Annotated in this window: 2 protein-coding genes; both read right to left on the bottom strand. The window is 48.3% G+C overall.

Features of this window, described 5'->3' with window-relative positions; translation table 11 throughout:
• Window positions 1-11: 11 nt before the first annotated feature.
• Complete coding sequence (locus KE626_RS25190) at window positions 12-6,602, bottom strand: non-ribosomal peptide synthetase (protein ID WP_211975784.1); 6,591 nt, start codon at window positions 6,600-6,602, stop codon at window positions 12-14.
• 38 nt (window positions 6,603-6,640) lie between these two features.
• Complete coding sequence (locus tag KE626_RS25195; protein ID WP_211975785.1) at window positions 6,641-25,402, bottom strand: non-ribosomal peptide synthetase/type I polyketide synthase; 18,762 nt, start codon at window positions 25,400-25,402, stop codon at window positions 6,641-6,643.
• Window positions 25,403-25,454 lie beyond the last annotated feature (52 nt).

A 25,454-nucleotide genomic window follows, 5' to 3' on the forward strand; every position in this document is an offset into this window, starting at 1 on the left:
AAAAAGTTGGATTATAAAATAATTTTTCTTTGTTTGGAAGTGGGGGTAACAACCTCCGTTTTATTGATGGCGATATACTTTGCTAATGCTGCGATGGTGGTCAGCTGAAAGAACGTCCGCACGGATACCTGCAAACCGAACTCCTCATGCACAGTGGCAGCCAGCCGCATAATCAGCAAAGAATGCATGCCAATTTCAAAGAGGTTATCGTATATGCTTACACGTTCGGCTTCCAGTAGTTTGGCACAAATAGCTGCCAACCGTTCTTCCCGTTCATTGGTAGGGGCTACATACATATCTTTCGATACCGGTGCCATATCTGATTCCGGCAATGCCTTCCTGTTAATCTTTCCATTGGCGGAAAGCGGCATCTCCGGTAATATCATCCACTGCATCGGGATCATGTATTCCGGCAGTTTTGTTTTCAGGTATGCCAACAGTTCATCTTTATCAAAATTCTCCTGTCCTACTACATAACCTACCAGTTGCTGTTGGTGATGATGATCTGCTTTAGTGATCGCCACCACTTGTTTTATCATGTCGCTTTTCTCTATCACTCTTTCAATTTCACCCAGCTCAATACGGTAACCGCGGATCTTCACCTGATCATCTATTCTTCCAAGGTGTACGATAGTGCCATCCGGCAGCCATTTGCCCAAATCGCCGGTACGATACATTGGCACAAGACCGTTTTCGCTGTAGGGATCTTTCACAAATTTCTCCGCCGTTAATTCCGCCCGGTTAAGATAGCCCCGGCCTACGCCAATACCGGACACACAAATCTCTCCGGCCACACCCAAGGGACATAGCTGCAGGGAAGTATCCAGAATATGTATATGCAGGTTTTGTATGGGCTTACCTAAAGGAACATTGCTATGCTCCGGCGTTTCATACATGAAATGATGGGTAATATCATCGGAGGCTTCGGTAGGACCGTAGGCATTTACTACGGGAATGGTCCGATAATTTTTGTGATGGAACCATTCCGCCAGTAACTGCCGGGGCACCGTTTCACCGGTTACCAGCAGGTACTGCAAGTGTTGCAGTGCTACTCCCTTTACGGTAGCCAGGATAGCGGAAAGATAAGAAGGTACTACCTCCAGGATCGTTACCTTATGCTTTTCCACCGCCTGCATCAGGGCGCCTGGTTCTAAAATGGTATCTGTTGGGTAAATAATCGTATAGCCACCGCATAACAACGCGGAAAACATCTGCCATACAGAAATATCAAAAGTAAAGGCAGCGGTGAAAGCAACAATAGTATCTGCATTCATCCTGAGATCATTTACTTTGGCAAACAAATGATTCAGCATACCGGCATGTTCTATCATAGCGCCTTTAGGCAAACCGGTAGAACCGGAAGTATAGATCACATAAGCCAGCTGCGATGGCACCGGTAAATTTATCAAAGCAGTAACAGGATACCCACTGATAATAGCACGTTCCTCATCCAGGGAAATAATACGCACAGTATCGCCATTTTGCAGCTTTTGTTTATCAACGCTGCTGCTGCTGATCACAATATTTGCCTTACTATCGTTCAGCATATATGCGACCCTTTCTTCCGGATAACCCGGATCGATGGGCAGGTAGGCGCCGCCGGCTTTCATAATACCCAAAATAGCGATGACCATCTCAGGAGAGCGGTCTATGCAAACAGGTACCAGCGAAGTATTATTCACACCAGCCCCCCGCAGGTAGTGCGCCAGTTGATTGGAACGCTCATCCAGGGAGGCATAGGTAAATAGCTGGTCTTCCATTACCAGTGCAGTGGCTCCCGGGGTACGGCGGGCCTGACTGGTAAACAGGTCAATCAATGTGCTATCGTGAGGGAAATCTACGCTTGTATTGTTAAAGGTAACCAGCTGCTGATACTTTTCCCTATCGGTCAGCAAAGGCAAAGTGTTAATTCGTGTATCCGGTAACGTGATAACCGTTTTAAGCAATTGCGTAAAATGCGTCATCAGCTGTGAGATAGTTTCTTCCCGGAAGATTTCCGTTCCATATTCCACATAACCGGTAAGTCCGTCCGGTCCTTCCTCCATAGACACTACCAGGTCAAACTGGGCAGTATTATATTTTACGTCTTCTTTGGTAACGGTCAGGGAACCCAGTTGTACACTATCCACGGCCGGAGTGTTCTGTAATTCGAATAACACCTGGAACAGCGGCGTTCTGCTCAGATCCCGATCGGTATTCACTGCCTCTACTATTTTTTCAAATGGTACATCCTGGTGATCATAGGCGGCCAGCGTAGTTTGCTTCACCTGTTGTAACAAGGTGATAAACGAAGGGTGCTGACTCAGGTCACTGCGAAGCGCCAGGGTATTGACAAAGAAGCCTATCACCCCTGCTACTTCTTCCGTTGTTCTGCCGGCAATGGAAGAACCTACACAAATATCTTCCTGGCCACTGTAACGGTAAAGCAATACTTTAAATGCTGTTAGCAGCGTCATAAACAAGGTAACATCCTGTTGCAGCGAAAACTGCTGTAACTGCTGCGACAATGCAATATCCAGCGTAAACCGCTTTACGGCCCCTTTTGTGCTCTGGATAACAGGCCTGGAAAAATCAGCCGGAAGCTGCAATACTTCCACCCCTTCCAGTTGTTTTTCCCAGTAAGCCAGTTGCTTGCGCAACCGGTCGCTTTCTGCGATGCTACGTTGCCATATTGCAAAATCCGCAAACTGAAGGGTTAACGGCTCGAGTACAGCAGGTCGTTTTTGAGTGTAAGCATTGTATAACTCAGCGATGTCGTTGATGAGCAGGGTAACAGACCAGCCATCAGTAGAAATGTGATGCTGGGTGATCAGCAGTACATGTTCATCTGCCGACAGGCGGATTAAATTCGCACGTAACATATGATCCCGGGCCAGATCAAAAGGTGCATTTACCAGTTCTATCAACCGGGCATGCAACAGTTCCGGATCTTTATATTTTTCTCCTGCAATAATATTGAGTTGCCAGCCATCTTCTTCCATTACCTGCTGATAGGGGACGCCATGCTCCTGCCGGATCACAGTACGCAGCGCTTCATGCCTGTTCACCACAGTACTCAGTGCATAAGACAATGCGCCTTCATCCAATGATCCATTTAACCTGATGACTAATGGAATATGATAAGCAACGCTGCCATTCAGCTGGTCAATGAACCACAAGCGTTCCTGGCTAAATGCCAGCGGAATACGTGATGGCCGGTTACCGGCGGCAATAGCCGGCAACAAATTTTCTTTATCCTTACCGATAAGATAGTCTGCCATTTTGGCGATAGTAGGATTTCGGAAGAAAGCCGTAATACTCAATTCTATACTCAGCGTACCGCGAATAGCTGTTACCACACGGGAGGCCAGCAATGAATGGCCTCCGAGTTCAAAGAAGTTGCTGTTGGTACTGATCTGTTTTCTTTGTAAAAACCTTTCCCAAATATTTGCCAGTTGTTGTTCTGTTTCATTGGCGGGGGCTACATAAGCCATCACTTCCAGGCTATCACCCTCCAGTGCCCGCAGTGCTTTTTTATCTGCCTTACCATTGGAGGTGAGCGGAATTTTTTCCAGGGATACCAATTGAGAGGGTATCATGTATGCCGGCAACCTGCTTTTCAGATAATCTGTCAACGCTGCTTTATCAAAAGCACCCTGCGGTACAATGTATGCTACCAGGTACTTATCGTCCGTTGCTTTTAGCTGCATTAATACCACTGCCTGTTTTACATCGGGGTATTGCAGCAATATGCTTTCTATTTCGCCTGGCTCAATACGGTGGCCATGTATTTTCACTTGGTCATCAATACGGCCCACGTATACCACTGCGCCATCCGGCTGCCGACGTGCAAGGTCGCCTGTACGGTATAGCCTCGCACCAGGCGTATTACTGAAAGGATCCGGAACAAATTTTTCGACGGTTAAAGCCGGCTTATTCAGATAGCCAAGGGCTACGCCTGCACCGCCTACATACAGTTCTCCGATTACGCCTGCCGGCAATAATTGCCCCTCACTGCTGAGGATATATGCGGTACGGTTTCCCAAAGGGTGGCCGATAGGAATGGTACTGCCGGGTTCCACGGTAATTATATTCCACCTGAGGGAAAAACCGGTATTCTCCGTAGGGCCGTATACGTTAAGAATCTTCGTAGCCGGATATGCTGCCTTGAATTTTTGAATATGTTCTTCAGATATTTTTTCCCCGCCTACCATCAGCGCATTTAATCCTTTAAATACGCCTATCTCATCATCGACCAACTGGTTAAACCAACTGGTGGTAAAAAACATTTTGGTGACACCCCGCTGCCAGATTTCCTGTTTAAGTAACTGGTTATCCAACATTTTTTTCTCCGGGTATAGTACCAGTTGTCCGCCATTCAGCAACATACCCCAATACTCAACAGTGGTAGCATCGAAGGATGGAGAACCGGTAGACAATATAACATCAGCGGCACTCAATTCCACGTAATCACCTCCCATGGCCAGACTGGTAACATTACGATGCGTCACCATCACTCCTTTGGGCTGACCGGTAGAACCTGAGGTATAAATAATATAAGCAAGAGATTCCGGATTGGTGGAAATGACGAGTTTGGGAATGGGTGTAGCTGTCAGCAGCTCCATCATTTCATCCACACACACCAGTTCCGTAGCAGGCACTTCTTCCCGCAGCATTAATAATTGTGCGCTGTTAGTGAGTATCAGCTCAGACCTGGTATCTTCCAGCATATACCGGATGCGGTCTTGGGGATAAGCCGGATCTACAGGTACATACGCGCCTCCGGCCTTTAGTATAGCCAGTATGCTGACGATCAGCTGTACAGAACGTTCCATACACAGTGGTACCATGGTACCTTCCTTCACGCCTTTGCTCCGCAGGTACCAGGCCAGCTTATCCGATTGCTCGTGCAGCTCCCGGTAACTGAGTTGTTCTTCTTCGAAAAGAAGTGCAGTCGCTTCCGGCCTCTGCAATACCTGTTCTTCAAATAAGGCAGTGATGGTTTTATCCGCAGGATAAGGCACATCGGTCGCATTGAAACTTAACAGCTGCTCTTTTTCACTGCGGCCCAGGATTTCCAATATCCCTACCGGTTGTGCAGGGTTTTTCACGATAGCTGCCAGCAACGTTTCGTAATGCGAAAACATTTTCCGGACAGTGCTTTCCATGAACAGGTCCGTACTGTATTCCAGGTAGATACTGATCCCTTCCGGGGATTCTTCTGCAATCCACGTAAGATCAAAAAGACTTGCATTACGGTTCGCCGGTTCTTCAGTGATAACCACATCGCCTATACGAAGTAACGGCATAGCCGGTACATTCTGCAATACAAATATTGACTGAAACAATGGGTTTTTATTCATATCCCGTTCTTTCACTACCGCTTCCACTACTTTTTCAAAAGGAGCATCCTCATATTCATATGCATCCAATAACGTATTCTTAACACGTTGTAGTAAGGTGATGAAAGAAGGATTACCACTCACATCGGTGCGCAACGCCAGTGTATTGACAAAAAAGCCGATCAATGGCTCCAGTTCTGTGCGCATCCTTCCCGCTACCACGCCACCCACACAAATATCTTCCTGTCCGCTGTAGCGGTATAACAATACTTTAAACGCCGTTAGCAACACCATGTACAGTGTTGCCTCTTCCTGCTGCGCCAGTTGTCGCAGCGAGGAAGAGAGTACATGATCGATCTTAAATTCCACAAAGCCGCCTTTGGTACCGGCCGTAGCAGGACGTTCAAAGTCGGCGGGTATTTCCGCCACCGTTACGCCTTCCAGTTTACTTTTCCAGTGAGCGATCTTTTGATCCATTGCTGCACCGGTCAGGTAATTACGCTGCCATACCGCATAGTCTGCATATTGGATGTCCAGCGGCGTATAAACGGCGTCGCGCTTTTCCACAAAAGCGCTGTAGCCTTCCATCAGCTCATTGATTAATATGGAGGAAGACCATCCATCGGACGCGATATGGTGCATTGTCAGCACCAGTATATATTCTTCTTTTGTGAGCGTGATCAGTTGTGCACGTAACATATAATCTCCGGCCAGATCAAATGGTTTGTCGATCAGTGCTCCAATACGTGCCGGCAAAGCGGCAGGGTCGTTCACGTAGTCGGCGCCGGTTATTCTTTCCAGCTTCCAGTTATCACCGGGCACGGTTTGCTGCCAGGTTCCTTCCTGATCGGCGCTGATGACAGTACGCAATATTTCATGGCGGTGTACAATGCTGCGCAGTGCATGTTCCAGGGCTGCCACATTGGGAATACCCTTCAATCTTAACACAGCGGGTATATGGTACTGAACAGAACCATGCATCGCATCAATAAACCACAAACGTTCCTGGCTAAACGACAGCGGGATACGGGTGCCGTCATTTTTTTCCGCTACACGGATATTTTCCGTGGCAGGCGTAAAGACGGTGGGTCCTGCAGACGATTTAAAGTAGGCAATCAGCTGCGCTTTATTTTCCTTCAGGGTTTGCAGGAAAGAAGATGCGAATTGCTTTTCCTGGCTTGTTTTCAACAGCAATTCTTCTCCGTCCAGGGAGAGGCTTATTCCCAAATCCTGTGCTTGTTCCAATATCAGTACTACCTCTGACAAATTAAAACCTGGCATATACTTAAATAGTTAAATGATGAGAGAAAAAAGAGCCGTTACAATCTCATTTCCTGCAATCCTTCCGACGTTTCCAACACCGCGGCCTGGCTGATCTTAATATAAGCTGCCAATGCTTTGATGGTAGTCAGTTTGAAGAATGTTCTAACAGGTAAATGCAATCTGAATTTTTCCTGCACCGCTGCTGATAAACGCATCACCAGCAGGGAGTGCATTCCTAATTCAAAAAGATTATCATTCATGCCGATCCGGTCTGTTTCCAGTAACTTTTTGCAGATATCTTCCAATACTTGTTCTGTTTCATTGCCAGGCGCTTCATACCGGGTTAACAATACCTGGTTATCTGCTTCCGGCAATGCTTTTTTATCCACTTTGCCGTTAGCTGTCAGTGGTATTTCATCCAGTGTAATGAGTTGCTCCGGCACCATATATTCCGGTAACCGCTCTTTCAGATAAGCTACTACCGCATCACGGCTGTAGCCATTTCCGGCTACGATGTAGCCTACCAGGCGACGATTGCTGTTATCTTCCTTATCATCACCTTTGGCCAGTACCACTGCCGCTTTCACACTATGGAACTGTTGCAGTACGTTTTCAATTTCGCCCAGTTCAATTCTGTATCCACGAATCTTCACCTGCTCATCTATTCTGCTCAGCATTTCAATGCTGCCATCAGGCAACCATCTACCCAGATCACCAGTGCAATACATGCGTATGGCGCCATCTGCCTGGAAAGGATCCTTGATGAATTTAGCCGCTGTTCTTTCCGGATCATTCAGGTAACCTCTGGACACGCCAATACCGGAAACACATATTTCACCGGCTACGCCAACAGGACATAACTGACGCGCGGCATCCAGTATATAAATGCGGAGGTTTTGTATGGGTTTACCCAACGGCACATTGTTGCGGACAGGTGCTACATGCATGAAATGATGGGTAACATCATCAGAGGCCTCCGTTGGTCCGTATGCATTTACCACCGGAATGCTGCCATATTCCGGATGACTGAACCATTTCGATAACAAAGTCTGGCTTACTGGTTCTCCGGTCACCAGCAGGTATTGCAGGCTTTCCAGCGGAATATTACCATCTTCCCGCAGTATAGCCGCGAGATAAGAAGGCACCAGCTCCAGTACAGTAATACCATTGCTGCTGATGCTGCGTAGTAATGCAGCCGGATTGTAGATATGCGCGTCTGTATAAACAACAGTACGTCCGCCGCTCAGTAACGCTGCAAACATCTGCCATACAGATATATCAAATGTATAAGAAGCGGTATAAGCCAGGATGGTATTGGCATCCATTTTCAAATCATTTACTTTGGCAAATAAATGATTAAGCATGCCGGCATGTTCTACCATCACGCCTTTGGGCTTACCTGTTGATCCGGATGTATAGATCACGTATGCCAGCTGATGAGGGGTTGGTGGTATTGCAGGTGATTGTACCGGCAGACTGCCCAGCAACTCCTGGTCAGTATCGAGTAAGATCACGGATATATCCGCTGCGCCGGCGATCTTTTCACTGCCATAGCTACTGCTGACTACTAACTTTGCCTGGGTATCTTCCAGGATGTACCGGATGCGTTCTGCAGGATACTCAGGGTCTACGGGCACATAGGCACCACCGGCCTTCAATATACCGAGTATACCCACAATCATTTCCAGCGACCGCTCTATACAAACTGGTACCAGTGTATCTGCTGTCACTCCCTTGCTGATGAGATAATAAGCCAGCTGATTGGCCTGTTCATTCAGTTCCTGGTAAGTCAGGAAGGTATCTTCCAGCACCAGCGCAATAGCAGCAGGGGTAAGCGCCGCCTGTTCCTCAAAGAGGTCTACCAGTGTATGGCTCTGCGGATAACTAGTTGTTGTATCGTTAAAGGTGATCAGCAATTCCTGCTGCTCTGTAGCACTCAGCATCATCAACGCACCGATATGAGTGGCCGGGGATTTGACAACCGCATACAACAGCTGCTCAAAGTGTGCCATCATACGCGTAATGGTCTCTTCGCTGAACAGATCTACACTGTACTCTGCATACCATTTTAACCCATCCGCACTTTCCTCCATGGAAACAGTCAGATCAAACTGGGTAGTCGTGTGCGACATTTCTTCATTTACTAACTGCACATCGCCAAGGTCTATGCTCGGTACTTCAGGTGTATTTTGCAACTCAAACATTACCTGGAAGAGCGGGTGCCTGCTAATGTCACGGGTTTTCACAACGGCTTCCACCACTTTCTCAAAAGGTACATCCTGGTGCTCATAAGCGCCCAGCGTAGTCCGTTTTACCTGTTGAAGTAAGGAGATGAAAGAAAGCTGACTATTCAGATCACTGCGCAGGGCAAGTGTGTTCACAAAAAATCCGATCAGTCCTTCTACTTCTTCCCGGGTTCTGCCGGCAATGGAAGTACCTACACAAATATCTTCCTGGCCGGTATAACGGTATAACAGCACTTTGAAAGTAGCAAGTAAGGTCATGAACAACGTAGTACCCTGCTGTTGTGACAGTTGCTGCAACTGGCGTAACAATGCCTTGTCAATGGAAAACCACTTCATTGCACCGTGCGTACTTTGAACAGGGGGCCGGCCATAGTCGACAGGCAGGTTCAATACTTCGGTGCCCGATAGTTGTTCTTTCCAGTATGCCAGTTGTTTATCAAGCACATCTCCGTGTAGCCAGCGACGTTGCCATACAGCATAGTCGGCATACTGCACGGGCAATGGCTCCAGTACAGGTTCCCTGTTGTTGATCCGGGCGCGATATCCTTCTACCAGTTCTTTCACGAGAACGGATACTGACCAGCCATCAGAAGCAATATGATGCATGATGATGATCAATATATATTCTTCGGCAGACAAGCGGATCAGGTGCGCCCGCAGCATATGTTCTTTCGAAAGATCGAAAGGGGTATGGACCAGGGTGGAAATATAAGTTTGTAATGCAAAAGGATCTGTCTTATAGATATCTTCTTCCGTGGTCACTAATTGCCAGGTATCTTCGGTCAGCACGCGCTGATAGGCAGCACCCTGCTCCTGTTCCAGCACAGTACGCAATATCTCATGCCTTTGCACGATGCTTTGCAATGCATGCTGCAAAGCGGAAACATCCAATGTGCCCTTCAAACGGAACACTGCAGGCATATGGTATTGCACACTTCCCTCCAGCTGATCAATGAACCATAACCGTTCCTGACTATAAGACAAGGGGATCAGTGCAGGTCTTTCTTCTGCTGTAATGGCCGGTAATATCAGTCCTTTCCTTTGTGCAGCAAGGTAGGCCGCCAGTTGACCTACGGTCGGGTAAACAAAAAAGTCCTTCACACTTATTTCTACTTCAAGCTCTTTACGCACCGATGATACTACCCTTGTGGCCAACAAAGAATGTCCACCCAGCTCGAAGAAATTATCATGCAATCCCACCCGCTCTATGCCGATCAGACGCTGCCAGATAGCGGCCATCTGTTGCTCCGCCTGGGTAACGGGGGCTTCATAATTAATCAGCCGCTTCCGTTGTATATCTTCCCAGTCACTCAGGAACTTCTTGTCCACTTTTCCATTACTGGTCAGTGGCAGATATTCCAAGGCTACTAAGTCGGCAGGGATCATATAGTCCGGCAGGCGCTCCTTTAACAGGAAACGGATGTCTTTCTGCAGATGGGTACATATATCGGGAAACAATGGGATATTAGTCTTGCTGCCAGCGGGAAGCTCTCCATCGCTGTAAGCCTGCTCTACAAAACCGGCAAACGGCGTACGTTCCAGCAACAGGTTGATCTTTAACGGATCCTCATCCAGCAGGAAGCGGTATTGGTAACCATTACGGGTTGCTTCTGCCAGCAGTTCATTCACCGCGCGGGTGCCATGATCAGGCGTGACTATATAGTCGACCAGGTCTCCCACGGTATTAATAGACACAGGCTTCTCGGCCAGGGCCTGGGCAAGCAGGCGCTCTCTCCATAATCTTGGGTTAGGTACATCTTTCAGCGCTATCCTGTCATGATTTTTACTCAGTTGCTGGAAGATATTGCTCTTATCAGCGATTTCGTCCCAGGCATGCCAGCCAGGATGCAGCACAGATTGCTCCATACCTACATATATCACCACGGTATAGCGATACATGGTCAGTTCGTTGATATAGTCTCCCTTCTTCCATTGAATATCTACATGTGTAATTTCCGGATACCGGGATTTCAATTGGTAGAACCAGGCCGGAGAGATACAAAGCTCTTCTTCTTTCATCACCTCCTGGTCTACATTCCACTCGAATTCACGAATCCGGGTTCTGTCCTGCAACTTGCTCAGCTGCAAACGGCCCTTGAAGGACGAAAGCAATCGCAGGTCACGTACGTCACCAATTATAATGCGTCCATGGCCATTCAACAAATGCATGCATTTTTCCACTACAGCAGATAAATACTGCTCTCCGGGGAAATATTGTACAATAGAATTCAGGATAATATGATCGATTGTTTCATTAGCATCGAGCACCACTTCATGTGCGGCACACAACTTTAGATCGGTATCCGGATAGTCCCGCTCTTTCCTGTTGATCCGTTGTTGCAACTGCCCCATAGATACCCGCGAAAAGTCGGTACCGGTGTACTTCTGAATATGCCCCACCAGTTGATAGTAGATCAGACCTGTACCACTTCCGATCTCCAATACCCGCTGCGGTTGTCCGGACAGGATCACCTGACGAATATCATCCAGCCATTCCCGCATTTGTTCTGCCGGGATAGCACCACCTGTGAAGCTGTCGTTCCACCCGGTAATATTAAATTCCTCATCCAGGTTTTCTACTTCCTCCGCTTTACTGTAAGCAGTTTCGTACAGCTCATTCCAGGTTTCTACCTGCTGCAGGTAAAGTGCCTCTTCCCGCTGCCGGATCACTGTCGCTTCAGGAATAAAGTAACCCATCAGTTTTTTACCTGTGCCTGGTTGCTCTTTCACCAATACACAACTGGTGGCTACTTCGTTCAGGCTGTTGAGCGCCCGCTCTATCTCTCCGGGTTCTATACGGTAACCGCGGATCTTTACCTGGTCATCTATACGGCCCAGGTATTCGATCGTGCCATCAGGCAGCCAACGGGTACGGTCGCCGGTACGGTATAACCGCGCACCGGGAATTTCACTGAACGGATCGGCTATGAACCGTTCGCTGGTCAGTGTATCCTGGTGAAGGTACCCCCTCGATACACCAGCGCCTCCTACATACAGCTCACCGGGGATGCCGATCGGCATCAACTGCTGCTGACTGTTCAGCACGTATGCGGTACGGTTGGCCAGCGGACGTCCGATAGGAATCCGCTGCCCTTCTTCCAGGCTATGAATGGGATGTGTAAGAGAGAAAGTAGTATTCTCCGTAGGGCCGTAGCCGTTAATCACGGTAATCTCCGGATGGATACTCAAAAATTTACGTATATGCGTTTCAGAGAGTTTCTCCCCTCCTACCAGTATCGCCTTCAATCCTTCAAATATGGTGACGTCGTCATCTGTCAGCTGATTGAACCAGCTGGCAGTAAACCACATCCTGGTCACACCCCGCAGACGGATTTCCTGTTTCAGCAATACAGGGTCCAGTAATTGCTGCTCCGGTAAAAGCACCAGCTGACCGCCATTCAGTAACATACCCCAATACTCAAATGTGGTCGCATCAAAGGACGGAGAGCCTGTAGACAGGATCACATCACTGGAACTTAATGCAACAAAGTTGCCGCCCGTTGCCAGGCTGGTCACATTCCGGTGCGTTACCAACGTACCCTTCGGCAGGCCGGTAGAACCGGAAGTATAAATGACATAAGCCAGTGAATCCGGACCCGGCTGTTGACCTATAGCCGTCAACGGTTGACCGGCCTTCCATCCGGCATCGTCAATGCAGACCAGCTCTACATCTGGCATAGCTTCCTGCAGCAACGTGGCATGTGTGCGATGTATAACCGCCACGGTACCTCCTGTGTCCTGCAACATATAGGCGATACGGTCTTTCGGATAACCGGGATCTATGGGCACATACACACCGCCGGCTTTCAGTATACCCAGTATGCTGACCAGCAGACTGGCAGACCGGTCTACGCACAGTGGAACCAACACCTCTTCCCGCACGCCGCTGGCACGCAGGTAATGAGCCAGCTGATTGGATTGTTCATCAAGTGCTTTATAGGTCAGTTGTTCCTCTCCAAATGCAAGTGCAATGGCATGCGGTGTACGGGCCACCTGCGACTCAAACAACGATACAATGCTATCTGAGGCCGGATACGCCAGTGCTGTATCATTAAAGGATATCAGCAACTGTTGTTCTTCTTCGGGGCTCAGCATACTGAGATTGCCTACCGTCTGTTCAGGCTCTTTCACCACCGCCTTCAGCAACGCCACATAGTGCTCGAACATCCGGATAATAGTACGCTCATGGAACAGGTCTACACAATATTCTATTTCTACCTCTATATGACCCGGGCGCTCACGGATAGACCAGAACAGATCAAACAGGCTGGTGGTATGCAGCACCGGCTCATGCACCATCAATACTTCACCTATCCTCAACTCAGGTATCGGCGGTGTATTCTGCAAAGCAAACATTACCTGGAACAACGGATTCTTGCTGACATCACGCTCACCTACTACCGCTTCTACCACCTTTTCAAAAGGTACTTCCTGGTGCTCATAGGCGTCCAGGGTAGTATTACGGACTTGTTGCAGTAAAGAGATAAAGGAAGGATTACCACTCAGGTCACTGCGCAAAACCAATGCATTCACAAAAAATCCAATCAGCAACTCCACCTCTACCTGCATTCTTCCCGCAATAGCGCCGCCCACACACACATCTTCCTGCCCGCTGTAACGGTACAATAATATTTTAAAGACAGACAGTAATGTCATGAACAACGTTGCGCCCTGCTGCTGCGATAGCTGTTGCAGCGAGGTAGCAAGTGTCTTGTCTATGGTAAATGTTAATAATGCACCTTTGGTGCTCTTCACCAATGGCCGCTCAAAATCGGTTGGCAGACTTAACAACGTGGCGCCTTCCAGTTGTTTCTTCCAGTAGGCCAGCTTCTTGTCCAGCAGGGTGCCGGAAAGATATTTACGTTGCCAGATAGCATAATCCGCGTATTGTATCTCCAATGGATCGAGCACCACTTCCCGCTTGCCGGTATGGGCACTGTACAGCTCTATCAGCTCGCGGACAAGCACCGACAAAGACCATCCGTCAGAAACGATATGGTGCATCATCAGCAACAGCATATGCTCCTCATCAGTCAGGCGGATCAGGTAAGCACGCAGCATATGATCTTTTGACAGCTCAAAAGGAGTATGGATCAGGGTAGACAGGAAACTTTCCAATGCTTCCTGTTCAGCAAAACCGGATCCATCTACTATTGTCATCTGCCACTGATCGGGCTCCAGTATACGCTGGTACACCGGACCATCTTCCTGTTCCATCACCGTTCTTAATACTTCATGACGATTCACGATAGATTTCAGGGCATAGGCCAGTGCCTCTTCATCGAGTTTTCCTTTGAGTCTTAATGGAGCAGGCACGTGATATTGTACGCTTCCTTCCAGCTGATCGATAAACCACAGCCGCTCCTGGCTGAAAGACAAAGGAATCCTGGTGGGCCTTGGACCTGCTTCTATGGCAGGCATCAACAGGCTCTTATCCTGCACCTGCAGATAAAGGGCCAACCGCCCTATCGTAGGATAAAGGAAGAAATCTTTTACAGTCAGCTCTGCTTTCAATTCCTTTCGGATAGCAGATACTACCCGGATGGCCAACAGTGAGTGACCACCTATTTCAAAGAAGTTATCGCGCACGCCTATACGCTCCAGGCCGAGTAGCCCCTGCCAGATATTGGCTAACTGCTGTTCCATTACCGTTACCGGCAACTGGTAATTCAGCAGCCCCTTACGTTGTACATCCTCCCGTTGCAGCAGGAACTTACGATCCACCTTGCCGTTGTTCGTCAGTGGCAAATGTTGCAACGCTGTAAAGTCGGCAGGGATCATATAATCCGGCAATCCTCCCTGTAAATACCGGCGTATATCCTGCTGCAGCAGTTCGCAGATATCTGCATACAGCGGAATATTGGAAGTAACCGGGCTTAAGTTCGCCTGTTCACTAAACACGTCCCCGATGAAGCCCTCAAATGGCGTCAGTTCCAACAGCAAATTAATTTTTAACGGGTCTTCGTCCAACAGGAACCTGCATTCATATCCGTTGGCGCTGGCAGCGGCCAGCAATCTATCCACCTGTGCTGTTTCCATATCCTGGTGTGCAATGTAATCTGACAGATCACCTACGGAGATAACAGCAGTATCTTTTAATCCATTCTCCAGTAATCTTTCTTTCCACAACCTCGGGTTGGGTACATCTTTCAGGGCAATGATAGCCGTACGCTGCCGGACCTGCTCCAGCAACACCTGCTTATCGGCAATATTATCCCAATATTGCCATTCAGGTTGCAACACCGGCTGTGTGATACCCACAAACACCACAACGGTATAACGATACAGTGTCAGTTCATTAATATAATCACCCTTCTTCCACTGAATATCCACGTGGGTCACTTCAGGATACAACTCTTTCAGCCGATAGAAGTAGGCAGGTGTCAATAACAACTCTTCTTCTTTCAGCATTTCCTGATCCACTCCCCAGCTAAATTCTTTTATACTCGCCCGTTCCTGGAATTTTGCCAGGCATAACCGGCTCTTGAATAATTTTAACAACCGCTGATCACGGATATCACCGAGCAAAAACTTCCCTCCTTTCCGCAACATCGGTATGCATTTAGAAAAGATATCGGACAGGTACTTTTCTCCCGGGAAATATTGTGCTACAGAGTTCACGATCACCATATCGATTTCTTCGTCAGCTACCAGTTCGATTTCATGCGCTGCACCCACCTGTAAGATGGTCTTAGGATAAATACGCTCTGCTTTGCTGATCTTCTTACGGATCTCACCAATGGAAACACTGGAGAAGTCAATCCCCACATACTTCTGTAGTTGGTCTGCCAGTTGATAGTACAATAACCCTGCACCGCATCCCAGCTCCAGCACCTGGCGGGGTTTTTCTGTGCGGATAACTTTTATGGTTTCTTCCAGCCAGCTACGCATCTGTTCCTGAGGTATCGCTTTACCCGTAAAACTATCATTCCAGCCGGTCAGGTTGAATTCATCTTCCGACACGCCTTCTTCCTGTGTCCTGGTATACTCTGTTTCCCATAGCTCATGCCAGTTTTCACGCTGTTGACTATAAAGTTCTTCTTCTTTTCTTCTCACCTTCTGCTGATCTGGTACATAAAAACTAACCAGCCGTTTGGTGTCACCTCCATCCGATTTAGCCAGTACCACTGCCTGACTAACTAACTCACTCTGTAGTAATACACTCTCTATTTCACCCAGCTCAATACGGTAACCTCTTACTTTTACCTGATCATCTATCCTCCCCAGGCACTCTATCGTGCCATCAGGAAGCCACCGGCCAAGGTCACCGGTACGATACATGCGTACCGCCATTTCCGGCTGGAACGGATCCTGTAAGAACCGTTCTGCAGTGAGTGCAGGACGTTTCAGATAACCACGTCCAACTCCCACGCCGGATACACAGATTTCCCCGGCCACGCCAACCGGACATAATTGCTGTGATTGATCCAGTATATAGATCCGTAGATTCTGTACTGGTTTACCCAATGGTACATTCTTCCGGGTAGGTGCTTCATACATGAAATAATGGGTGATATCATCTGATGCCTCAGTAGGGCCATAGGCATTTACCACCGGGATCGCACGATAGTCACGATGATTAAACCATTGCGTCAGCACACGCTGGCTTACTACTTCTCCGGTCACCAGCAGATAACGCAGGTGGTTTAGCTTTACACCCGTTTCTTCCTGCAGTAAAGAGGCCAGGTAAGAAGGCACCAGCTCCAGTATTGTCACCTGATCGCGGTCTATTGTTCCAAGCAAGGATATCGGATCAAATATCAGATGTTCAGCATAGATGACCGTACGCCCTCCGCATAACAAAGCAGAAAACATCTGCCATACAGAAATATCAAAAGTATAGGCAGCTGTATAGGCCAATACGGTGTGCTGGTCCATCTTCAGGTCGCGGATCTTGGCATACAGGTGATTCAGCATCCCCGCATGTTCTATCATAGCGCCCTTCGGCTTGCCGGTAGAACCGGAAGTATAAATTATATAAGCCAGGTGTGCGGGCAAAGGCCGTATAGCCGGCGCCGTTACCGGCTGCATGTCAATTTGCTCCGCATTTATATCCAGTAATACTGTTATTACACCATCAATAACGCCGGTTTTCTGACGGGCAAAACCAGTGGTCACCAGCAATTTGGCATCACAGTCTTCCAGCATATAATTGATCCTGTCAATTGGGTATTCCGGATCTATAGGAATGTAGGCACCGCCTGCTTTCATGACACCCAGTATACCGGTGATCATTTCAGGCGACCGTTCTATACAAACAGGTACCAATGTTTCCGTTGCCACCCCTTTGCTGCGCAGGTAATGCGCAATCTGGTTGGAACGTTCATCCACCTCCCGGTAGCTCAGTTGTTGTCCGTTGAATACAATCGCGGGGGCATCGGGTGTACTTGCTGCCTGAACAGAGAAGAGACTGATAAAGGTTTCCTGGTCAGGATAAGGCTGTATATTATTATTAAAGTCAACAAGTATCTGTTGCTTTTCTCCTTCCTGCAGGATAGGTAAGGTGGCAATATGTCCTTCCGGTTGCTGAATAATATAATGCAGCAGCTGTTCAAAATGTCTGGTCATCCGGACTATCGTTGCTTCACTGAACAAATCCACACAATATTCCACATAACCAAGCAGCCCATCCGCATCTTCCTGCAAACAGAAACTCAGGTCAAATAAGGAGGTGGTATGTTCAACTTTCTCCTCCGTCAATTGAAGTTGACCCAGTTTTAATTCAGGTACATCAGGTGTATTGAACAACTCGAACATCACCTGGAAGAAAGAGGTCCGCCCCATATCCCGCTCCTTCTCCACTACTTCCACGATTCTTTCAAACGGTACTTCCTGGTGGTCATACGCATCCAGCGTTGTTTGCTTCACCTGTTTCAACAGGTTCACGAAAGTAGGATCATCGCTCAGGTCGCTGCGCAAGGCAAGTGTATTGACAAAGAAGCCGATGAGGTCTTCTACTTCTTCATTCATTCTTCCGGCAATAGAAGTACCTACACAGATATCTTCCTGTCCGCTATAACGATATAATAATATTTTGAAAGCAGTCAATAACGTCATGAACAAGGTAGCTCCCTGCTGCCCGGAAAGCTGGTGCAGCTGGTTACGCAGTGTCTTGTCCAGCCGGAACCAGTACATAGCGCCACGAGTACTTTGCATCACCGGGCGGGCAAAGTCTGTAGGCAGATTCAGGGGAACAATGCCATTCAGCTTTTCCTCCCAGTAAGCCAGCCGCCTGTTCCAGGTATTACCTTCCAGGTGGGTACGCTGCCAAATTGAATAGTCTGCATACTGAATAACCAGCTCCTTCAATTGAGGAACATGTCCCTCCATAAAGGCTTTATAATACTCCATCAATTCCCCTACCATCACCTGCAGCGACCAACCGTCTGCCACAATATGATGCAGGACCAATAACAGTATAGATTCTTGTGCGGATAAGCGGATCAGGTGTGCCCGGAAGAGATGATCTGTTGCCATATCAAAAGGCTGACCGATCAGCTCCATCATGTAAGACTGAAGGGCAGCCGGATTGTCAGTATAAACAGTACCATCTACGATGTTCAGCTCCCAAAGATCCTGATCAAGAATCTGCTGATAAGGCTGTCCGCCATCCTGTGCGATAACGGTACGCAATATTTCATGACGGTTGACGATCGATCTGAGGGCATGCGAAAGTGCGTGGACATCCGGAATACCTTTTAGTTTGAGTATATGTGGCAGGTGATATTGTACACTTCCTCTCAATTGATCAATGAACCATAAACGCTCCTGACCGAAGGATAAGGGGATCTGCGCCGGCCGGGTTGTCTGTACAATCCCGGGAAGCAATTGCTGCTGATCTTGCAGCGTGATGACAGACTTGTCCGGAAGAGGCAGGAATCCTTCTCTTTGCAGGGTCTTAATACTGTCTTTGATAGCAGTAGTGATGAAAGCGATATCCTCATCAGTATGTGCCGTGGAAAGGAAACAGGTTCTACCCTCCCATACATACACTCCTCTCTCCACCAGATGATAGAAAAAGAGGTCCATATTGGTATTGATCGCAAAATAAAATAACGATCCGAAATGATGCACCTGCATCGGTACCTGCTCCTGTTCAAAGAAGGTACTTATGTCTTTTATAAAGACCGTGGTGCGGGCATTCAATCGCTCCTGCAACACAGGTCCATGCTTTTGCAGTTCTTTCAATAATGCCAGGGAAGAGGCCAGGCTTAGCGGATGCTTACAGAAAGTACCCGCAAAGAAAGTGGTATCAGCAACGGGATAAGACTGATCCCCATACTGCCAGTTACCACCATCCAGCGCATTCATATAATGCGCACTTCCCGCAATAACGCCAATGGGTAATCCACCGCCGATGATTTTGCCATAAGTGGCAAGATCTGCACGTACACCGAAATAAGCCTGTGCGCCCCCCGGATGTATCCGGAAACCGGTGATCATCTCGTCAAAAATCAGTGCAATGCCTTCAGCAGCTGTCATATCACGCAACGCATGTAACAAGGCTTTGGGCTGATAAGCAGGACGGCGGCTTTGTACCGGCTCCACGAGTACTGCTGCCAGTTCATGCGCATGTGCCCTGATCTGCGCAACAACACCCGGATTCGTGTAGTCAAAAACGATGAGATCAGCGACCATGTTTTGTAATATACCGGGAGCAATTGGTACGCCGGTCTTACGATCGTTCTCCATATCTTCGGCTACTGCAAGCGTGCCATCAAAATGCCCATGATAAGAACCGGCAAATATGGCCACCTTGGTCTTGCCGGTCACCGTACGCGCCAGCCGTATGGCTGTCATCACAGCCTCCGTTCCGGAATTGTGAAAACTAACCCGTTCCATGCCCGTGAGCTCAGCTACCAAAGTGGCTACTTCACCAGCCATGATAGTTTGCGGGCCTAACTGATAACCGGTTTCTATTTGCTGCTGCAAAGCTGAGGTAACAGCCGGCGGGCGGTGTCCCAGCAGGTTCACGCCAAAACCCATTGCAATGTCTACATAGGTATTACCGTCTACATCCGTAATGGTAGGGCCACTGGAAGACACGCCAATGATAGGATACAATACTTCTTTCGTGGAAAAACGGAACCCTGCAGAAGCCCTGTTGTCTGCCAGTATTGGTCGGAAATCCTGGGTCAGTTGTTTAGACTTCGCGGTCTTCCGGTTGTAGCGCTGTACAAAGGCTTGCAGATACTCCTCCTGTGCCGGCGAATAACCGGTTTGTACAGGCCTGGTCTCCATTTTCGGAAAAATAGTTTTGTGTTTTTTACTTGCGGCCGGGGTTGGCGCACTAAGTTGTACCCCATTAACAGGTGCAACAGTTGCAATGCCCGCCGGCAATGCGGAAATACCTTGCAGGGAATGACCATTGCCAAGTTGCTGCGACAACCATTGAAACTGCTGCGACATAATATTGAACTGCTGCTGCATCACCTGGAAATGGCCCTGTATTCCGGCAGTATTGACTTGTACCGCTTCTGCAACGGGTGTTGCAGGTGCGCTGATAGGTACTGCAGGAACGCTCACCACAACAGGAGGCGCTGTGTTTGCCGCAATATATTGTGCCATCAAATGCAGTGAAGTCAGGTCCTCATACAACATTTTGATAGTGAAAGTCAGGCCATAATTTTTTTCCACTCTGCGCACCGCACTGGACAACACCAGAGAGTCTGCACCCAGTTCAAAAAAACGGGCATGTATGTTAATATCGGCAGGCGCCATCTTTAGTAAGCTGCCAAATATCTGGGTCAGATAATTCAATATATCCTGCAACTGGTGTCCGCTGGCGATCACCGTTTCATGATGAGGTGCTGCAGCAACAACAGGTGTTGCAATTGCAGGTGCGGATACCCGCGCATCGTCCATATCGATCCAGTAGCGCTGCCGTTGGAAAGGATATACCGGTAAATCTATTTTGTGGTAAATACCGGACGCAAAAAATTGGTCCCAGTCTATAGCGTATCCTTTGATATATAATGCCATCAGACTTTGCAGCATTGTACTCCAGGAAGATTGTCCCTGTCTCATACTAGGCAGCAGTTGATCTTCTTCATGGGGTATGCTCAGCTGCGCCATAGAGAGCAGACTCGATTGTGCCCCCAGCTCCATCAACACCTGTCCGCCCAGCTCACGTATACTCTTGATGCTTTTGCTGAAAAGTACCGGAGAGAGAATATGACGAATCCAGTAAGCAGGAGTTGCAATATCATCACTGATTACGTCCCCGGTTACATTAGACACCAAACGCAACGCCGGCACATGAAAATCGATACCTTCCGCTACCTTCCGGAAGGCATCAATCATAGGCTCCATCAGTGAGGAATGGAATGCATGTGACACGGCGAGCTCTCTGCTGCCGATACCTGCTTCTTTGAGTGAAGCAATGACTGCTGTGACTGCCGCGCGTTTGCCCGATATCACACTCAGTTCAGGACCATTGACAGCGGCAATGGCGAGATCCCTTCCATACGGACGTATCATCTGGAGTATCAGTGCTTCCGCACCGAATACAACAGCCATGGCACCTGGCTCCTGCAGGGATTGCATCAACAGGGCACGTTCGGAGATAAGTTTCAACCCATCCGTGATACTGAATACACCTGCTATGCAGGCAGCAGCATATTCTCCTGCACTATGCCCGGCAACAATGCCAGGCCATACACCCCAGGACTTCCATACCTCAGCCAGGGCGCAACTGATCGCAAATAAAGCAGGTTGAGCATACCCGGTTTGTCGCAGCAAGGCGGTAGCCGTCTCCTCCTCCGGCCCATATAACAACGACACCAGTGATACTTCCCAACGGGTTTGCAGGTAATTATCACAACGGTCTATTATGGATTTGAAAACAGCACTGCTTTCATACAACTCCCTACCCATTTGCCAGTACTGCGAGCCCTGCCCTGTAAACAGCCATACCAGCTCTCCCCGTTGGTCCGGAGTAGTGCCTTCCAGCAAAGTTTTTTTCGTTCCCCCGCCAGCGTACGCCTGTAATAATTGTCGAGCGGCAGGCACGGAGGCGGCCTCAAAAGCCAGCCGGTGTCTGAACGCATCTCTGGTTACTGCCACGTTATATGCGAGATCAGGTAAATACGTAGTGCCATCGTTCAGCAAATGAATATACTTAGCCACCAAAGACTGTAATGCCTGTGGTGTTTTGGCTGACAGCACAAAAGGGTAAGATGGCCATCCCGGCTGCAGGCCGCCACCGGCTTTTTCTTTTACAGGAGCAGCGGCTTCCAGGATTACATGTACATTAGTACCACTCAACCCAAATGCGCTGATGGCAGCACGGCGGCTGCCACTGTAAGCAGGCCATGGCATCAAACGGTTCGCCACCTGTACATGGATGTCCTTCCAGGGAATAAATCTGTTCGGCGCTTCAAAATGAAGGCTCGCAGGTATCTGTCCATGATGAAGACTTAAAACCGTTTTTATGAATCCGGCGATACCAGCTGCCGCCTCCAGATGACCGATATTGGTTTTAAGCGCACCAATCACCAAAGGTTGCTCTGCGGGCCGGTCTTTCCCGTATACCGCGTGAAGGGACTGTACTTCTACAGGGTCGCCTAACCGCGTACCGGTACCGTGTGTTTCTATATATTGTACGGTAGATGCTTCAACGTCAGCGTGCAACAACGCCTTCTCCAGCAATTGCTGCTGTGCCACGCCATTAGGAGCGGCCATCCCGTTGCTTTGTCCGTCATGATTTACTGCAGATCCGCTAACTACTGCGAGTATAGTATCCCCGGCAGCTACAGCGTCGCTGTAACGCTTCAGAACAACCATCCCGGCGCCTTCTCCTCTTACATAACCATCTGCTTTATCATCAAAAGTTTTGCAGGATCCGGTAGGAGACAACGCCTGCATCCGGCATAATTTAATTGTTGTATCAGGTGACAACATCAGGTTTACACCACCTGCCAAAGCCAAACTACACTCTCCGTTCAAAAGACTCTGCGCGGCCTGATGCACGCTCAGCAACGAGGAGGAGCAAGCCGTATCCAGCTGCATGGCCGGACCATGAAAATCCAGCAAATAGGCGATCCGTCCCGCCGCCACACTTCTTTCTATACCCAGCCCGCTGAACACGTCCTCGTAATGCCGGCGTCCTTTGTGCTCTTGTATCAGGTGCTGATAGTCGTCTGTACCCAATCCTATAAAAACGCCGGTATCTGTTCCTCTCAACCTGGACGGTGCAATACCTGCATGCTCGAGCGCTTCCCAGCTTACCTCCAGCAACAACCGCTGCTGCGGATCTATACCCGCCGCTTCTCTGGGAGAGATGCCGAAAAACAAAGGATCAAACTGGTCTGGCTGATCAATGAAACCACCCTGCAGCGTATACATCTTGCCAGCAGCCATAGCATCTTCATCATAAAAAGCAGTGGCATCCCACCGGTCAGCAGGTATCTGACTGATGGCATTCCGTCCCTCACTGAGGAGTTCCCAGAAAGTGGCGGGTGAATTTACCTCTCCGGGAAACCGGCAACCAATCCCGATTACCGCAATACGCTTATCAGACGATGAACGTACAGTCGTTTCCGTTATTACAGCAGGCTGATTTTCTTTAACCGCTGCCGACACACCTGATAAATGAGAGGATAAACTCTCTATAGTAGGAAAATTGTAAACAATAGTATTACTGACAGGTGCCTGCAGGAAGACTTCCAGGTCCGCGGCCAGCGCGACGGTCTGCATGGAAGTCAGTCCGTATTCCGCAAACGTTTTGTCTGTACCCAACTCTTCTGCACTCAACTCCACCCGTTGCTTCAGCCAATGTTTCAGCCATCGGCGGATCATTTCTACACCAGGTAAATGAGTCTGCTCATTACCACCAACTGCCGCGGCAATGTCCGCACTGGTGGTAAGGGCTGCTATCTCTTGTATAATGTCATTATAAACGCCATTGATATATTCTTCTACGAATAAATGTCTTCTTACTTTTCCACTGGTCGTTTTGAACACTTTCCTTACCGGAATCACCTGCTTTACCTCCAGTCCCAGCCTGGATGCCACAGTCCTTTTCACCAATGATATCATTGGCAGGAATTTTTCCGCTGACAATTTATGTACTACAAAAACAACAATAGATTCCGATCCGCTTACCTCATCCGGTACACCACAGGCCACTACTTTACCGGTATCAATTTCATCCAGTGTTTCCAGTGTATGTTCAATATCGTGCGGATATACATTTCCGCCATTTACGAAAATGATGTCTTTTACCCGGCCCATGATATACAGGGTATCATCCAGCACAAAGCCGGTATCGCCGGTGTTCAGCCATCCATCTTTGAATGTATTACTGGTTGCGGCCTCATTATTGTAATAACGGCTGGCCACACATGGTCCTTTTACCCAGATCACACCTGCATGGCCGGGGCGCAGTGTAGTTCCTTTTTCATTTACAATCCTCAGCTCAAGTCCATCTATGAGCGTTCCCACCGCTACCACTTCCAGTGTATCCGGTCCTCCTTCTTGCTGCAATGATTTGTTGGTAATACTTTTACCGATGGTCAACGACTCCCTTTTTACGAATACGCTTTTAAAGGGTACATGTACTCTGGGAAAAGTAACTTCCAGTGTAGCTTCTGCCAGCCCGTATACAGCGCGCATGGCCATCGGGTTCAGTTTATATTTTGCCAGCCTGTCGGTAAAAACCCTGGCGAGGTTAGCAGAAATTGGTTCGGCACCGTTTAATATGATCCTTACAGCAGATAGATCCAGTGTCTGGCCCTTCTCTTCCGTAAACTGGTTTAAGTAATATTTATAGCCGAAGTTGGGGGAACAGGTAATACTCGCCTTGTAATCAGATACCTTTTGCAGCCATAGTAACGGATGCCTGATAAAGAGATCCGTAGGCATGATATACTGCTGTACACCGGCTGCCAGTGGGTTAATATGATAACCAATCAATCCAAGATCGTGCGTTAGCGGCATCCAGCTTAAAAATATATCGTCAGGCGTACACTCATAGGCATCCAATACCGGGAACGTGTTAGCGATCAGGTTACGATGCCTGATTTCTACGCCCTTGGGATTACCGGTAGAACCGGATGAAAATTGCAGAAATGCAATATCATCCGGTGTTACATCCGCCATAATTCCTTCGGGCAGGTTATCTTTATCTTCATCCAGGAACAGTACCTGGTCAAAAAAAGTTTTGTCGGCAGCACCATCACTATAATCCTGTTTACACAATTTCTCAAAATGTGCGGGCGTAGTGATTAAGTAGGGGTTCTTCAGGTATGCCCTTATTTTATACAGCTTCCTGGCATTTTCGCTGTAATGCGTAATAGAAACCGGTACAGGTATGATCCCGCCTAAGATACAGGCCCAGAAATACTGAATAAACTGCTGGCCGTCGTCCAGCTGTAACACCAGTTCATCGCCGGGTTTCAATCCTTTATGCTGCAAGTATCCGAGCAGCGACAAAGCGTCGTGATACAACTGCTGATAGGATAAAAAAATTGTCCTGGTTGCTGCCACTATAAAATTGACTCCTTTCTCTGATTGGTCTTTTTGGCTAATCAGCAGATCAAATAGGGTTTTCGAGGAGAGCTCATTTCTCATTTGTGCTCAGTTATTTATTCAGTAATAACAATAATTTAACCTGTAGAGAGAT

This window comes from Chitinophaga hostae, from assembly GCF_018224885.1.
Taxonomy (GTDB): domain Bacteria; phylum Bacteroidota; class Bacteroidia; order Chitinophagales; family Chitinophagaceae; genus Chitinophaga; species Chitinophaga hostae.